Annotated in this window: 17 protein-coding genes; 13 read left to right on the forward strand and 4 right to left on the reverse strand. The window is 71.0% G+C overall.

Annotation, left to right across the window (positions count from 1 at the left end):
* Nucleotides 1-16: 16 nt before the first annotated feature.
* The gene (gene parE, locus ACY35P_RS02340) at nt 17-1,927 is read right to left on the reverse strand and encodes a DNA topoisomerase IV subunit B (protein ID WP_462114214.1); all 1,911 of its coding nucleotides are present in this window, start codon (nt 1,925-1,927) and stop codon (nt 17-19) included.
* Between the two features lie 200 nt (nt 1,928-2,127).
* Here parE and ACY35P_RS02345 point away from each other — a divergent pair, with 200 nt between their 5' ends.
* The 9 genes from ACY35P_RS02345 to ACY35P_RS02385 all read left to right on the forward strand — a co-directional run bounded on the left by ACY35P_RS02345 (nt 2,128) and on the right by ACY35P_RS02385 (nt 9,783).
* A complete protein-coding gene (locus ACY35P_RS02345; protein WP_462114215.1) occupies nt 2,128-2,883 on the forward strand; it encodes a hypothetical protein in 756 nt (251 codons plus the stop codon).
* 121 nt (nt 2,884-3,004) lie between these two features.
* Nucleotides 3,005-4,687 (forward strand): CTP synthase, encoded by a 1,683-nt coding sequence (locus tag ACY35P_RS02350; protein WP_462114216.1) that lies wholly within the window; start codon nt 3,005-3,007, stop codon nt 4,685-4,687.
* 61 nt (nt 4,688-4,748) lie between these two features.
* Nucleotides 4,749-5,582: a 3-deoxy-8-phosphooctulonate synthase gene (gene kdsA, locus ACY35P_RS02355; protein WP_462114217.1), complete on the forward strand. Its 834-nt coding sequence runs from the start codon at nt 4,749-4,751 to the stop codon at nt 5,580-5,582.
* Between the two features lie 16 nt (nt 5,583-5,598).
* Nucleotides 5,599-6,885, forward strand: coding sequence for a phosphopyruvate hydratase (gene eno / locus ACY35P_RS02360; protein WP_462114218.1), 1,287 nt, complete (start codon nt 5,599-5,601; stop codon nt 6,883-6,885).
* A gap of 3 nt (nt 6,886-6,888) precedes the next feature.
* Nucleotides 6,889-7,230 (forward strand): cell division protein FtsB, encoded by a 342-nt coding sequence (ftsB, locus tag ACY35P_RS02365; protein WP_462114219.1) that lies wholly within the window; start codon nt 6,889-6,891, stop codon nt 7,228-7,230.
* Nucleotides 7,227-7,934, forward strand: a complete 708-nt coding sequence (gene ispD, locus ACY35P_RS02370) for a 2-C-methyl-D-erythritol 4-phosphate cytidylyltransferase (RefSeq protein ID WP_462114220.1) — start codon at nt 7,227-7,229, stop codon at nt 7,932-7,934. The genes ftsB and ispD overlap by 4 nt, the downstream gene beginning before the upstream one ends.
* Entirely contained in the window at nt 7,931-8,413 is a 483-nt protein-coding gene (ispF, locus tag ACY35P_RS02375; protein ID WP_462114221.1) for a 2-C-methyl-D-erythritol 2,4-cyclodiphosphate synthase, read from the forward strand. The genes ispD and ispF overlap by 4 nt, the downstream gene beginning before the upstream one ends.
* Complete coding sequence (gene truD / locus ACY35P_RS02380; RefSeq protein ID WP_462114222.1) at nt 8,410-9,444, forward strand: tRNA pseudouridine(13) synthase TruD; 1,035 nt, start codon at nt 8,410-8,412, stop codon at nt 9,442-9,444. Before ispF ends, truD begins: the two co-directional genes overlap by 4 nt.
* Before the next feature lie 108 nt (nt 9,445-9,552).
* Nucleotides 9,553-9,783, forward strand: coding sequence for a hypothetical protein (locus ACY35P_RS02385; protein ID WP_462114223.1), 231 nt, complete (start codon nt 9,553-9,555; stop codon nt 9,781-9,783).
* Here ACY35P_RS02385 and ACY35P_RS02390 read toward each other — a convergent pair.
* Nucleotides 9,780-10,328, reverse strand: a complete 549-nt coding sequence (locus ACY35P_RS02390; protein WP_462114224.1) for a Smr/MutS family protein — start codon at nt 10,326-10,328, stop codon at nt 9,780-9,782. The two genes, ACY35P_RS02385 and ACY35P_RS02390, sit on opposite strands and share 4 nt — an antisense overlap.
* A gap of 133 nt (nt 10,329-10,461) precedes the next feature.
* Here ACY35P_RS02390 and surE point away from each other — a divergent pair, with 133 nt between their 5' ends.
* Genes surE through ACY35P_RS02410 form a run of 4 tightly spaced genes read left to right on the forward strand, consistent with a single transcriptional unit; the run spans nt 10,462 to nt 13,318 of the window.
* Complete coding sequence (gene surE, locus ACY35P_RS02395) at nt 10,462-11,247, forward strand: 5'/3'-nucleotidase SurE (RefSeq protein WP_462114225.1); 786 nt, start codon at nt 10,462-10,464, stop codon at nt 11,245-11,247.
* A 2-nt stretch (nt 11,248-11,249) separates the two neighbouring features.
* Complete coding sequence (locus ACY35P_RS02400) at nt 11,250-11,921, forward strand: protein-L-isoaspartate(D-aspartate) O-methyltransferase (protein WP_462114226.1); 672 nt, start codon at nt 11,250-11,252, stop codon at nt 11,919-11,921.
* Between the two features lie 12 nt (nt 11,922-11,933).
* Entirely contained in the window at nt 11,934-12,548 is a 615-nt protein-coding gene (locus ACY35P_RS02405; protein ID WP_462114227.1) for a YqaA family protein, read from the forward strand.
* Nucleotides 12,545-13,318, forward strand: a complete 774-nt coding sequence (locus tag ACY35P_RS02410; RefSeq protein ID WP_462114228.1) for a peptidoglycan DD-metalloendopeptidase family protein — start codon at nt 12,545-12,547, stop codon at nt 13,316-13,318. The genes ACY35P_RS02405 and ACY35P_RS02410 overlap by 4 nt, the downstream gene beginning before the upstream one ends.
* Nucleotides 13,319-13,367: 49 nt before the next feature.
* Here the strand turns inward: ACY35P_RS02410 and ACY35P_RS02415 are convergent, their stop codons facing one another.
* Entirely contained in the window at nt 13,368-13,739 is a 372-nt protein-coding gene (locus tag ACY35P_RS02415) for an Mth938-like domain-containing protein (protein WP_462114229.1), read from the reverse strand.
* A 22-nt stretch (nt 13,740-13,761) separates the two neighbouring features.
* Entirely contained in the window at nt 13,762-14,070 is a 309-nt protein-coding gene (gene yhbY, locus ACY35P_RS02420) for a ribosome assembly RNA-binding protein YhbY (RefSeq protein ID WP_462114230.1), read from the reverse strand.
* Nucleotides 14,071-14,145: the final 75 nt, after the last annotated feature.

Raw genomic sequence — 14,145 nt, forward strand, 5'->3', positions numbered from 1 at the left:
GATCCGCCGGCGACCCTCAGACTTCCAGCGTGGCGAGATCGCCTTTCAGCTCCAGCCACGCCTTGCGGTCGCCCGCGCGCTTCTTGGCGAGCAGCATGTCCATCAGCGCGGACGTCGCGTCGGCATCGTCGACGGTGAGCTGCACGAGGCGGCGCGTGTCCGGATGCATCGTCGACTCGCGCAGCTGCTCGGGATTCATCTCGCCGAGGCCCTTGAACCGGGTGACGGAGATCGCGCCGGTGGGCGTGCCCTTCTTCTTGGCGGCGCGGTCGCGCTCGATGCGGTCGATGAGGATGCGCTTCTCCTCCTCGTCGAGCGCGTAGAACACCGTCTTGCCCACGTCGACGCGGAACAGCGGCGGCATCGCCACGAAGACGTGGCCGGCCGCCACGAGCGCCGGGAAATGCTTGAGGAACAGCGCCGACAGCAACGTGGCGATGTGCAGGCCGTCGGAGTCCGCGTCGGCGAGGATGATCACCTTGCCGTAGCGCAGGCCGGTGATGTCGTCGCGGCCCGGATCGCAGCCGATCGCGACCGCGAGGTCGTGCACTTCCTGCGACGCGAGCACACCGCTCGAGGCGACTTCCCATGTGTTGAGGATCTTGCCGCGCAGCGGAAGGATCGCCTGGAAGTCCTTCTCGCGCGCCTGGCGCGCGCTGCCGCCGGCCGAGTCGCCCTCGACGAGGAACAGTTCGGTGCGCGAGAGGTCCTGCGAGGCGCAGTCGGCGAGCTTGCCGGGCAGGGCGGGCCCCTGCGTGACCTTCTTGCGCAGGACGACCTTCTCGGTCTTGAGGCGCGCCGCCGCCCGCTCGATCGCGAGCTGCGCGATGCGCATGCCGAGGTCGACGTGCTGGTTGAGCCAGAGCGAAAAGGCATCGTGCGCGGCCGATTCGACGAAGCCCGCGGCCTGGCGCGAACTCAGGCGTTCCTTGGTCTGGCCCGAGAACTGCGGGTCGGTCATCTTGATCGACAGGACGAACGCGACGCGGTCCCAGACGTCTTCCGGCGCGAGCTTCACGCCGCGCGGGAGCAGGTTGCGGAAGTCGCAGAACTCGCGCAGCGCATCGGTGAAGCCGGTGCGCAGGCCATTGACGTGCGTGCCGTGCTGGGCCGTAGGAATCAGGTTGACGTAGCTCTCCTGCACCAGCTCGCCTTCCGGCACCCAGGCCGCGGCCCAGTCGACGACCTCGGTCTCCTTCGTGAGCGAGCCGACGAACAGCTGTGGCGGCAGCACTTCGCGCTCGCCGAGCTCGCCGCGCAGGTAGTCGCGCAGCCCGTTCTCGAAGTACCACTGGTCGCGCTCGCCGGTCGCCTCGTCCAGCAGGCGCACCGTGAGCCCCGGACACAGCACCGCCTTGGCGCGGAGCAGATGGCGCAGCGCGCGCACGTTGAACTTCGAGGTGTCGAAGTACTTCGGATCCGGCCAGAAGTGCACGCGCGTGCCGGTGTTCTTCTTCCCGACCGAGCCGATCACCTCCAGCGCCGAATCGCGGAAGCCGTCCTTGAACGTCATCCGGTATTCGTTGCCGTCGCGCTTGATGCGCACGTCGACGAGGGTCGACAGCGCGTTGACCACGCTGACGCCGACGCCGTGCAGGCCGCCGGAGAACGTGTAGTTGTTGCCGCTGAACTTACCGCCCGCATGCAGCCGGGTGAGGATCAGCTCGACACCCGGGATCTTCTCCTCGGGATGGATGTCGACCGGCATGCCGCGGCCGTCGTCCGACACCGAGCAGCTGCCGTCGGTGTGCAGCGTGACCTCGATGGTCTTGGCATGCCCGCCCAGCGCCTCGTCGACGGAGTTGTCGATGACCTCCTGGGCGAGGTGGTTCGGGCGGGCGGTGTCCGTGTACATGCCCGGGCGGCGCTTCACCGGGTCCAGCCCGGAGAGCACCTCGATGTCGGCGGCGTTGTATCGCTTGTTCATTAGTCGAAATGCTAACAGACGCCGTCGCAGCGGCTGGGACTGGCGGCCGCTGAATGCTGCGTTCAGGGTGCGGCCGTGCATGACGGAAGGCGCACGGATCGTTCACGCGGACGGTACGGCGGCGGTCGGTAGGGTCCCGCTGCGAGATCCGGCGAGGCTCCCACTCGGCCGACTCCCTCCATTCCCTCAGGAGAACTTCCATGAAGACGCGCATCCTGACCGCCGCCCTCGTCGCGGTCCTGTCGATCCCGACGGCCTACGCGCAGGCGATCCACGGCGCCCCGGCGCTTCCGCCGACGGCGCACGCCGTGACGCTGCCGACGCCTCCGCGGCTGCCGCCGACGGCGCCCGTGACCCCGCCGACCGCGGCCACGCCGCGCGCGAGCGACCGTGCCGTCGAGGCGGTGTCGAAGAACCCGACCGCGGCGGCCCACTCGGCCGTGACGGCCGGTGCGAGCACCGACACGGGCACCACGACCGCGGTCGACACCAGCACGACCGTGGACGCCGACGCTACCGGAACCACCCGTCGTGACACGGCGCGCACCGGCGCCAAGGGCGCCACCAAGGCCAATGCACGCGCGGCGACGGCCATCTCGGGCAACGACACGGCGAAGGCGAACTCGGCGGTGACGGCGACCACGACCCCGACGGGCACCACCACCGGCACCACCAGCAGCACGGCGACCGGCACGACGGCGACGGTGCCCGTGCGCGCCGGCGCGCAGGGCGCGGCGAACGCGTCCGAGCGCGCGATCGAAGCCGTCTCCGGCAATGCCCGCGCCGCCGAGCGTTCCGCCGTGACCGCCACCACCGGCACGACCACCGGCACGACGCCGACCGACGATGACCTCGCCGGCACCGGCCAGGACCAGGCGTCCGGCGACACGCTCGAGGACCGCAAGGCCGCCGCCGAGGCCCGCAAGCGCAAGCGTGACGCGCACAAGCGCAAGTAATCGCGCATTCGGCAGCACGACGACGCCCCGGAACCTCCGGGGCGTCGCTTTTTCCGGCCGTCGGATTCGCCCCGGCGGCCCCGGCCCGGTAAACTACGGGTTTCCAGCGACCCCCTTGCCCATGACTTCGCCAAGCCATGTAACGCCGCTCGTGTTCGTCACCGGCGGCGTGGTGTCCTCGCTCGGCAAGGGCATCGCGGCGGCCTCGCTCGCCGCCATCCTCGAATCGCGCGGCCTGCGCGTGACGATGATGAAGCTCGACCCGTACATCAACGTCGATCCGGGCACGATGAGCCCGTTCCAGCACGGCGAGGTCTACGTCACCGACGACGGCGCGGAGACCGACCTCGACCTCGGCCACTACGAGCGCTACGTCCGCACGCGCCTGTCCCGCAAGAACTCCATCACCACCGGCCGGATCTACGAGTCGGTGATCCGCAAGGAGCGCCGCGGCGACTACCTGGGCGGGACCGTGCAGGTGATCCCGCACATCACCGACGAGATCAAGCGCGCGATCGTCGACGCGACCGACGGCTTCGACATCGGCCTCGTCGAGATCGGCGGCACCGTGGGCGACATCGAATCGCTGCCGTTCCTCGAGGCGATCCGCCAGCTGCGCAGCGAGCGCGGCCCGGAGTCGACGCTGTTCATGCACCTCACGCTGGTGCCGTGGATCGCGGCAGCCGGCGAGCTCAAGACCAAGCCGACGCAGCATTCGGTCAAGGAGCTGCGCTCGATCGGCATCCAGCCGGACGTGCTGCTCTGTCGCAGCGAGCAGCCGCTGCCGGATTCCGACCGACGCAAGATCGCGCTGTTCACCAACGTGCCCGAGCGCGCCGTCATTTCGGCGATCGACCTCGACGACATCTACAAGCTGCCGCGCTTCTTCCACGAGCAGGGCCTCGACGACATCGTGATCCGCCGCCTCGGCCTGCAGGCGGGCCAGGCGGACCTGTCCGAGTGGGACGCGGTGCTCGACGCGAGCCAGCATCCCGTCGACGAGGTCACGATCGGCGTGGTCGGCAAGTACGTCGATCACCAGGACGCCTACAAGTCGGTGGCCGAGGCCCTGAAGCACGGCGGCATCCGCCAGCGCACGCGCGTCAAGCTCAAGTGGATCGAGTCGACCGACATCGAGAAGCAGGGCGTCTCGATGCTCGACGGCGTCGACGGCGTGCTGGTGCCCGGCGGCTTCGGCGACCGCGGCTTCGAAGGCAAGGTGCTCACGTCCAAGTTCGCGCGCGGGACCGGCCTGCCGTACTTCGGCATCTGCTACGGCATGCAGGCGGCGGTGGTCGACGTGGCCCGCAACATCTGCGGGCTCGAGGGCGCGAACAGCACCGAGAACGACAAGAACTCGCCGCATCCGGTCATCGGCCTGATCACCGAGTGGCGCACCCAGACGGGCGACGTGGAGCGCCGCACCGAGGAGAGCGACCTCGGCGGCACCATGCGCCTGGGCCTGCAGGACCAGCGCATCAAGCCCGGCACCCTCGCGCACGAGGTCTACGGTGCGACGGTGGTCGGCGAGCGCCATCGCCACCGCTACGAATTCAACAACCGCTACCGCACGCAGCTCGAGGACGCGGGGCTCGTCATCGCCGCCAAGTCGATGGACGACCTGCTGGTGGAGATGGTGGAGCTGCCGCGCAGCGCGCATCCGTGGTTCCTCGCCTGCCAGGCGCATCCGGAGTTCCTCTCGACGCCGCGCGACGGGCATCCGCTGTTCATCGGCTTCATCCGCGCCGCGCGCGAGCACAAGGCGCAGGCCGGCGGCCGCCTGCTGAAGGAAGCGCGCGCCTGATGGGCGGCGCGTCCGCCCTTTCCCTTTCGACGCGCGCCGGGCGCGCGTCCCGGAGCAATCGATGAACCTCTGCGGATTCGAGGTCGGCCTCGACAAGCCGTTCTTCCTGATCGCCGGCCCCTGCGTGATCGAGTCGATGGAACTCCAGATGGAGACCGCCGGCAGGCTCAAGGAGATCACCACCGAGCTCGGCATTCCCTTCATCTTCAAGTCGAGCTTCGACAAGGCGAACCGCACCTCGCTCAACGGCTTCCGCGGCCCGGGTGTCGAGGAAGGCCTCAAGGTTCTTGCGGAAGTGAAGCGCCAGCTCGGCGTGCCGGTGCTCACCGACGTGCACGAGTACACGCCGATCGACGAGGTCGCGAGCGTGGTCGACGTGCTGCAGACCCCGGCCTTCCTCGTGCGCCAGACCGACTTCATCACCAAGGTCTGCAGCGCCGGCAAGCCGGTGAACATCAAGAAGGGCCAGTTCCTCGCGCCGTGGGACATGAAGCCGGTGGTCGAGAAGGCGCGTTCGACCGGCAACACGCAGATCATGGTCTGCGAGCGCGGCGCGAGCTTCGGTTACAACAACCTCGTCAGCGACATGCGCTCGCTCGCGGTCATGCGCGAGACGGGCTGCCCGGTCGTGTTCGACGCCACGCACTCGGTGCAGTTGCCGGGCGGGCAGGGCACGTCGAGCGGCGGCCAGCGCCAGCACGTGCCGGTGCTCGCGCGTGCGGCGATCGCGGTCGGCATCGACGGCATCTTCATGGAGACGCATCCCGACCCGTCGAAGGCGCTGTCCGACGGCCCGAACGCCTGGCCGCTGCCGAAGATGCGCGCGCTGCTCGAGACGCTGAAGGCGCTCGACGACGTGACCAAGCGCAACGGTTTCCTCGAATCCACTGTTTAAGGACGACGTTCCTCCGATGACCACGATCGCCTCGATCCACGCCCGCGAAATCCTCGACAGCCGCGGAAACCCCACGCTCGAAGCGGAGGTCACGCTCGCCGACGGCAGCTTCGGCCGCGCGATGGTGCCGTCCGGCGCGTCCACCGGCACGAAGGAAGCGGTCGAACTGCGCGACGGCGACAAGACGCGCTACCTCGGCAAGGGCGTCACGCAGGCGGTGAAGAACGTCAACACGACGATCGCGCAGGCGCTCGCGGGATTCGACGCCGCCGACCAGGCCGGCCTCGACCGTCGCCTGATCGACCTCGACGGTACGGACAACAAGGGTCGCCTCGGCGCGAACGCGCTGCTGGGCGTCTCGATGGCGAACGCGCACGCCGTCGCGGCGTCGAAGAAGATGCCGCTGTGGCAGCACCTCGCGAACGGTCGCGAAGCGGCGCTGCCGGTGCCGATGATGAACATCATCAACGGCGGTGCGCATGCCGACAACAACGTCGACCTGCAGGAGTTCATGGTGCTGCCGGTGGGCTTCGACAGCTTCCGCGAGGCGCTGCGCGCCGGCACCGAGATCTTCCACGCGCTCAAGGGCGTGCTGAAGGGCCGTGGCCTCAGCACCGCGGTGGGCGACGAGGGCGGCTTCGCGCCCGACCTGCGCAGCAACGAGGAAGCGCTGGAGACCATCCTCGAAGCGATCGGCCGCGCCGGCTACAAGGCGGGCGAGGACATCCTTCTCGGCCTCGACGTCGCGTCGAGCGAGTTCTTCGAGAACGGCAAGTACAACCTCACCGGCGAAGGCAAGCGCCTGACGAGCGAGCAGTTCGTCGACTTCCTCGCCGACTGGACGCAGCGCTACCCGATCGTGACGATCGAGGACGGCATGGCCGAGCACGACTGGGCGGGCTGGAAGCTGCTCACCGATCGAATCGGCAACAAGGTGCAACTGGTCGGCGACGACCTGTTCGTCACCAATCCGAAGATCTTCCGCGAGGGCATCGACCAGGGCGTCGCGAACGCGATCCTGATCAAGGTCAACCAGATCGGCACGCTGACCGAAACGCTGGAAGCCATCGCGATGGCCGATGCGAACGGCTACGCGGCCATCGTCTCGCATCGTTCGGGCGAGACCGAGGACACCACGATCGCGGACATCGCCGTGGCGACCACCGCGACGCAGATCAAGACCGGCTCGCTCTGCCGCAGCGATCGCGTCGCGAAGTACAACCAGCTGCTGCGCATCGAGGAGCAGCTGGGCGCCGCCGCGCGCTATGCCGGCCGCGATGCGTTCGTCTCGCTGAAGCGCTGATCGATGGCGCGACCGCGCTACGGCTTGTACGTGCTGCTCGCCGCGCTGGCGATGCTGCTCGCCGTGCTGCAGACGCGGCTGTGGCGGGGCGAGGGCGGTCGCGAGGCCGTCGACGCGCTGCAGCGGCAGGTCGATGCGCAGGCTCGCGAGAACGGCGGCCTTCGCCAGCGCAATGCCGCGCTCGCCGCCGAGGTGCAGGACCTGAAGTCGGGCGAGGCCGCGGTCGAGGACCGCGCACGCAGCGAGCTCGGCATGATCAAGCCCGGCGAAGTCTTCTATCGCGTGGTCGAGAACACACGGCCACCGGTCGCCGCGCCCGAGCCGGCCGACGGCGCCGCGCCGTGAGCGGCGTCTGGGCGGTGCTGCCTGCCGCCGGTGCCGGGCGCCGCTTCGGTGGCGCGACGCCCAAGCAGTACCTCGACATCGCCGGGCAACCGGTCATCGCGCATTCGCTCGATGCCGCGCTCGCCGATCCCCGCGTCGACGGCGCGATGGTGGCGCTCGCCGCCGACGACCCGTGCTGGCCGGGCTGGACGGCGCGCGGCGCTCGTCCCGTGCGCACCTGCATCGGCGGCGCGGAGCGCGCGCACTCGGTGCTGGCCGCGCTCGACGCGCTGGCGCGGGAGGCCGGCGACGATGCGCTGGTGCTGGTGCACGACGCCGCGCGGCCGCATCTCGATGCCGCCGACCTTGCGCGTCTGATCGACGCTGCGCTCGCCTGCGACGACGGCGCCGTGCTCGGCGCGCCGGTGCGCGACACGCTGCGACGCGTCGACTTGGGCCGCCGCAGCGCCGGCACAGTCTCGCGCGAATCGCTGTGGCGCGCATTCACGCCGCAGGCGGCACGCCTGGGCGTGCTTCGCGACGCCTTGCGCGGTGCGCTCGCGGCGGGCCTGCCTGTCACCGACGAAGCCGTGGCGCTGGAGCACGCCGGGCGTCGCCCGGTGCTGGTCGAGGGTCGCGACGACAACCTCAAGATCACGACGGCCGCGGACCTCGCGGTCGCCACGTTCCTGCTGCGAAGCAGGACGCTTTCGGAGAACGCATGAGCATCCGCATCGGCCAGGGCTTCGACGTCCATGCCTTCGGCGACGGCGACCACGTGATGCTCGGCGGGGTGCGGGTTCCGCACACGCGCGGCGTGCTCGCGCACTCCGACGGCGATGTCGTGCTGCACGCCATCTGCGACGCGGTGCTGGGGGCGCTCGCGCTCGGCGACATCGGACGGCATTTCCCTCCGTCGGACGAGCGCTGGCGCGATGCCGACAGTCGCACGTTCGTGCGCCACTGCCGCGAACTCGCGGCGGATGCGGGCTGGCGAGTCGTCAACGTCGACGCGACGGTGGTCGCCGAGCGCCCGAAGGTGGGCCCGCATGCGGAGGCGATGCGCACGGCGATCGCGGCCGACCTCGGCATCGATGTCGATGCGGTCAGCGTCAAGGCGACCACCACCGAGCGCCTCGGCTGCACCGGCCGGGAAGAGGGCATCGCCGCGCTCGCTGTCTGCCTGCTCGAGCGTCGCGCATGACGCTGCCGCGCGCGCACGGCCCGGCGGTGCTGGCCGCGACCTTCCGCGAGCGTCCGGAGGATTTCATCGTCGAGGAGATCGCCGGCTTCGAGCCGAGCGGCAGCGGCGAGCACCTGCTTCTGGATGTCGAGAAGCGCGGCATGAACACGGTGTTCGCCGGCCGCCGCATCGCGGCCTGGGCGGGCGTGAAGGAGGTCGCGATCGGCTACGCGGGGCTCAAGGACCGGCACGCGGTGACGCGCCAGCGCTTTAGCGTGCACCTGCCCGGGCGCGAGGCGCCCGACCTCGTGCTGCTGGACAGCCCGTCGCTGCGCGTCCTCGCCTCGACCCGGCACTCGCGCAAGCTGCCGCGCGGCGGGCTCGCGGGTAATCGCTTCATCCTGACCCTGCGCGGCGTGCAGGGCGACCGCCGTGCGATCGACGCGCGCATCGCGGCGATCGCGGCACGGGGCGTGCCGAACTATTTCGGCGAACAGCGCTTCGGCCGCGCGGGCGACAACGTCGAGCAGGCGATCGCGATGTTCGCGGGACGCCGCGTGCGCCGGGAGGAACGCAGCATGCTGCTGTCGGCCGCGCGCTCGGAACTCTTCAACCGCGTCCTCGCCGAACGCGTGACGCGCGGCTGCTGGGACACCGGTCTGGACGGCGAGGTCTGGATGCTCGACGGCCGCCGCAGCGTGTTCGGGCCGGAGCCCGCCACGCCCGAGCTCGAGCAGCGTCTCGCCGCGTTCGACATCCATCCCACCGGCCCGCTCTGGGGTCGGGGCGAGCCGCGCACCACGGGCGACTGTCGCGCGCTGGAAGACGCGGTGCTCGGTGCGGAGGACGCGGTCGCGCTCCGCCACGGGCTCGAGAAGGCCGGTCTCGAACAGGAGCGTCGCGGGCTGCGCCTGCGCCCCGCGGGGCTTGCCGCATCGCGGCCGGCGGACGACGTGCTGGAGCTGCGCTTCGAGCTGCCCCCGGGCACTTACGCCACCTGTGTGCTGGATGCGCTGGGCGACGTCACGACGGCCGTCCGTACGCTCGACTGACCGCACGTCGGAGCGCGCCGGGCGTCGCATTCCGCGGCGTGGGACGGGCGTATAAGCGGAAGTGCGCCCGATGCGGGCGCCGCCCGATTCCCGACTCAGGAGACGGCCATGAACCTTCGATTCGTCCTCGTCCTCGCGACCGCCGTGCTCGCCACGGGCTGCGCGAGCATGCGCGACCCCAGCGTCGCCACCGCGTCCGCTCCGGCGAACCGCGATACCGACGATGCCTCGGCGCTCTACATCCAGCGCGTCGAGCAGCAGGCGCGTTCGCGCGGCATCGGGGTGACGTGGGTCAACCCGCCGCACAAGCGCACGCGCATCGCGTCCACGCCGCGCTAGCGCTTCGCCAGCAGCACGATCACCGCGCCCGTCCCGCCCTGCGCGGGCGGCGCGGAGTGGAAGCCGAGCACGTCGGCGCGCTGGCGCAGCACGCGGTCGACCAGGTTCTTGAGGACCGGCGCGCCGCTGCTGTCGAGCTCGGCGGCGCCGCGGCCCTTGCCGTGCACGACGCGCACGCAGCCGATGCCGTGCTTCTTCGCGTCGGCGAGGAATTCGCGCAGCAGCGACTGGGCCTGCGTCGCAGTGAGGCCGTGCAGGTCGAGCTCCTCCTGCGCCGACAATTCGCCGCGCTTGAGGCGCTGGAACGTCGACGGCGGCAGCCGCTCGGTGCGGTGGCTCAGGGGATCGCCCGCGCCCAGCAGCTGCTCGTCGAGCGCGAGGCGGAACTCGCTCGCCGCGGCGGCTTCGTCCTGCTCGCGCATCCGGGCCCGGGGGCGGGGTTTCGGGGCCTGCGGCGGTAGCGGCGGTGCATCGACCGGCCGCACGGGCCCGACCGCCTGCCGGAACAGTTCCAGGTCGTCCTCGGGCGGTTCGTGCTCGGCCATTCCACGAGCGTAGCTGCTCGGCCGTGTGACGGGGCGAAGGCGTCGTCATGCCGCGAAAGAGGCGGCCGGGGCTTCGGCTATCATGGCCCCCCGCCGACGCCGGCGGTGCCCTCCACCCGGCGCCACGAGCCCCATGCGAGTCCTGATCAGCAACGACGACGGCGTCGACGCGCCCGGCATCCGCGTCCTCGCGGAGCACCTGCGCGGCGCCGGCCATTCGGTCATCACCGTCGCGCCCGACCGCGACCGGTCCGGTGCGAGCAACTCCCTGACCCTCGACATGCCCGTGCGCGTGATCCGCCAGGACGCGCAGACCTACCGCGTGTTCGGCACGCCGACCGACTGCGTGCACGTCGCGCTGACCGGCCTGCTCGACGAGCTGCCGGACATCGTCGTCTCGGGCATCAACAACACGGCGAACCTCGGCGACGACGTGATCTATTCCGGCACTGTCGCCGCGGCGATGGAAGGCCGCGGGCTCGGGCTGCCGGCGATCGCCGTGTCGCTCGCGACCGCCGACCACGTCGGCCGCTTCTACGACACCGCCGCGCGTGCCGCGGTGGAGCTGGTGGCGCGGCTGATGGTCGACCCGCTGCCCGCGGACACCATCCTCAACGTCAACGTGCCCGACGTGGCGTGGAAGGCGTTGCAGGGGGTCGAGGTGGGCCGGCTGGGCAATCGACATCGTGCCGAGGCCTGCGTCCCGCAGGTCGATCCGCGCGGTCGCCAGTGGTACTGGATCGGCGCGGCCGGTGCGGAGCAGGACGCCGGGCCGGGCACCGATTTCCATGCGGTGCGTCGCGGCTGCGTCGCGATCACGCCGATCCACGTCGACCTGACGCGCTACCAGGCGCTCGAGCAGGTGGCCGGCTGGGTGGGCGGGCTCGCCGACAGCCTGCAGCTGCGGCGCGGAGCCTGACGGTGCTGAGGCACATCAAGCCCGAGGCGGCGGGCAGCGGCCTGACGTCGCAGCGCGTGCGGGATCGTCTGGTCGAGCGGCTGCGCGCGAACGGCATCGTCGACGAGCGCGTGCTCAACGCGATCCGCACCGTGCCGCGCCACCTGTTCGTTGACGAGGTGCTCGCCTCGCGCGCCTACGAGGACACCGCGTTGCCGATCGGCCACGGCCAGACGATCTCGCAGCCGTGGGTCGTTGCGCGCATGACCGAGGCGCTGATGGCCTCGGAACCGAAGAAGGTGCTGGAGATCGGCACGGGCTCGGGTTACCAGGGCGCGGTGCTCGCCGCACTCGGCCTCGAGGTCCACACGGTCGAGCGCATCGGGGAGCTGCTCCGCATCGCCCGCAAGCGCTTCCGCACGCTCGGGCTCACGGTGCGCACCAAGCACGACGACGGCCGCGCGGGCTGGGCCGAGAACGGGCCGTTCGATGCGATCCTCGTCACCGCGGCCGCGCCGGCGCTCGTCGATGCGCTGAAGGCGCAGCTCGCGCCCGGTGGCGTGCTGATCGCGCCGGTCGGGCCGGCGAACGCGCAGTCGCTCGTGCGACTCTCGCAGCGCGAGGACGGCGGATTCGACGAGGCGGTGCTCGCGCCCGTCGTCTTCGTGCCGCTGCTGTCGGGCATCCTCGATTAACCGGAGATCGGCTTGAAGCTTTTCGCCCCGCTGTACGACCGCGCCATCGGCTGGGCCCGCCACCGGCATGCCGAACGGATCCTCGCCGGGCTGAGCTTCGTCGAGGCGATTATCTTCCCGGTGATGCCTGAGGTGATGCTCGCGCCGATGTGCGTCGCGCAGCCGCGCCGGGCGTTCCGCTTCGCCTCGGTGAGCCTCGCGTTCTCGATGCTGGGCTCGCTCGTCGGCTACGCGCTCGGCCATTTCGCCTTCGAAGCGCTCAAGCCGATGTTCGCGGCGATGGGCATGCTTCCGGGCATCGAGTCGGGTATCGCCACCGTGCAGTCGAAGATGGCCGAGTCGCCGTGGGCGGTGTTCTGGTTCCTCGTGCTCGGCGGTTTCATGCCGATCCCGATGAAGATCTTCACCTGGGCGTCGGGCATCGTCGGCGTGCCGCTGCTGCCGTACTTTCTAGCCATGGCGGTCGGGCGCGGCAAACGCGTCTACTTGCTGGCGGCGGTGATCCGCGCGGGCGGCGAGCGCGCCGAGGCGGCGCTTCGACGCTACATCGAGCCGATCGGCTGGGTCGCGATGTTCCTCGTCGCCGGCGTGGTGGCGTGGCTCGTGCTGAGGTCGCACGGCGCATGACGCGGCCCACGCTCCGGACGCTCGTCGTATCGGCCTGCACGGCCTCGGCGATCCTCGCGGGCTGTTCGAGCACCGTCGTGCGCGAGCCCGGGCCGGCGCGGCCGTCTGCCTCGCGCCCGTCGACGCCGCGGCCGGGCGCCACCGTCGCCGTCGCGCGCGGCGACACGCTGTATTCGCTCGCGACGCGCAACGGCATCAGCGTGCTCGACCTTGCGCAGTGGAACGGACTGGCGCCGCCGTACACGATCTACCCGGGGCAGCGCCTGCGGCTGTATCCGGGCGGCGCGCGGCCTGCACCGCCACCGCCGCGCGTGGCGCGACCGTCCACCCCGTCGACGCCCGCGCCGCGCGACAGTCGCCCCGCGCCACCGCCCGTCGTGGTCGCGCCGCCGGTGAGCAGCTTCGCCTGGCGCTGGCCGGCGGACGGCGCGGTAATCGGCCGCTTTGTCTCCGGCGAGCCGACCAAACAGGGCATCGACATTGCCGGCAGCGAGGGCGCGCCGGTGCGCGCGGCCGCCGACGGCACCGTCGTCTATTCGGGTTCGGGCCTCGTCGGCTACGGCGAGCTCGTGATCGTCAAGCACAGCGACCAGTGGCTCTCGGCCTACGGCCACAACCGCAAGCGGCTCGTGAACGAAGGGCAGGTGGTCAAGGCCGGCGATGCCATCGCCGAGATGGGCCACAGCGGCGCGCCGCGCGACATGCTGCACTTCGAGATCCGCTACGCGGGCCGGCCGGTCGACCCCTTGCTGTACCTGCCGTCGCGCTGAGAAAGGCCCGCGTCGATCGGCCGCGTGCACACGCGCGCCGGACGGGACCTCAGCCGAGGATGAAGCCCGCCGCCACGCGCCGGCCTTCGCCCGCGAGCACGCTGAAGGTGCGCGCCGCCGCATCGTTCGCCATCACTTCGAAGCCGACGCCGGCCTGCAGGCAGGCGGCCTGCGTCGCCGCGGGTGCGAACGCCTGCTTCGCGCCGCTGCCGATGAGCACGACGTCCGGTTCGAGCGCCAGCAACGGGGCGAGCAGTTCGGGGGTCAGCGTACGGACGTCGGTCGCCGCCCAGTCCTCGACCAGCGCATCGGTGGAGACGACGAAGCTGCGGGTCAGGCGTCGATCGTTGACCAGCGCGGACGCGCCGTCGGCACCGCGCAGCACGTAGGCGTGTCCCGGGTTTTCGAGCGTGAGCTGCATGCCGGCCTCGCGGACGACGGACTCAGGGGCGGGGCAGGACGATCTGCCGCTTGTCGCGGCTCGGGCGGTAGAACACCGCCGTGTGGCCGATGCGCTGCACCAGCGCCGCGCCGGCCTGCGCCGCGAGCTCGTCGATCAGCGCATTGCGCGCCTCGCGATCGTCGGCCGCGACCTTCACCTTGATCAGCTCGTGGTCTTCCAGCGCCTGGCCGACCTCGGTGACCAGCGCCGGCGTCACGCCCTTGCCGCCCACCTGCAGCATCGCCTTGAGCCCGTGGGCCTGGCCCCGGAGGAAACGGATCTGGGCGTTGGTGAGGCTGGGCGCGGTCAAGCGGATGTCCGGGGAGCGTGGGGAGGCGCAGGTTACCATGCAGGTCCGCGCCGCCTTTCCCGGTGCGTGCACAGA

Source organism: Lysobacter xanthus, assembly GCF_047159895.1.

Excerpts from the sequence above, each read along its gene's own strand:
- parE (WP_462114214.1), bottom strand. The coding sequence starts at position 1,927 with ATGAACAAGCGATACAACGCCGCCGACATCGAGGTGCTCTCCGGGCTG.
- ACY35P_RS02345 (WP_462114215.1), top strand. The coding sequence starts at position 2,128 with ATGAAGACGCGCATCCTGACCGCCGCCCTCGTCGCGGTCCTGTCGATC.
- ACY35P_RS02350 (WP_462114216.1), top strand. The coding sequence starts at position 3,005 with ATGACTTCGCCAAGCCATGTAACGCCGCTCGTGTTCGTCACCGGCGGC.
- kdsA (WP_462114217.1), top strand. The coding sequence starts at position 4,749 with ATGAACCTCTGCGGATTCGAGGTCGGCCTCGACAAGCCGTTCTTCCTG.
- eno (WP_462114218.1), top strand. The coding sequence starts at position 5,599 with ATGACCACGATCGCCTCGATCCACGCCCGCGAAATCCTCGACAGCCGC.
- ftsB (WP_462114219.1), top strand. The coding sequence starts at position 6,889 with ATGGCGCGACCGCGCTACGGCTTGTACGTGCTGCTCGCCGCGCTGGCG.
- ispF (WP_462114221.1), top strand. The coding sequence starts at position 7,931 with ATGAGCATCCGCATCGGCCAGGGCTTCGACGTCCATGCCTTCGGCGAC.
- truD (WP_462114222.1), top strand. The coding sequence starts at position 8,410 with ATGACGCTGCCGCGCGCGCACGGCCCGGCGGTGCTGGCCGCGACCTTC.
- ACY35P_RS02385 (WP_462114223.1), top strand. The coding sequence starts at position 9,553 with ATGAACCTTCGATTCGTCCTCGTCCTCGCGACCGCCGTGCTCGCCACG.
- ACY35P_RS02390 (WP_462114224.1), bottom strand. The coding sequence starts at position 10,328 with ATGGCCGAGCACGAACCGCCCGAGGACGACCTGGAACTGTTCCGGCAG.
- surE (WP_462114225.1), top strand. The coding sequence starts at position 10,462 with ATGCGAGTCCTGATCAGCAACGACGACGGCGTCGACGCGCCCGGCATC.
- ACY35P_RS02410 (WP_462114228.1), top strand. The coding sequence starts at position 12,545 with ATGACGCGGCCCACGCTCCGGACGCTCGTCGTATCGGCCTGCACGGCC.
- ACY35P_RS02415 (WP_462114229.1), bottom strand. The coding sequence starts at position 13,739 with ATGCAGCTCACGCTCGAAAACCCGGGACACGCCTACGTGCTGCGCGGT.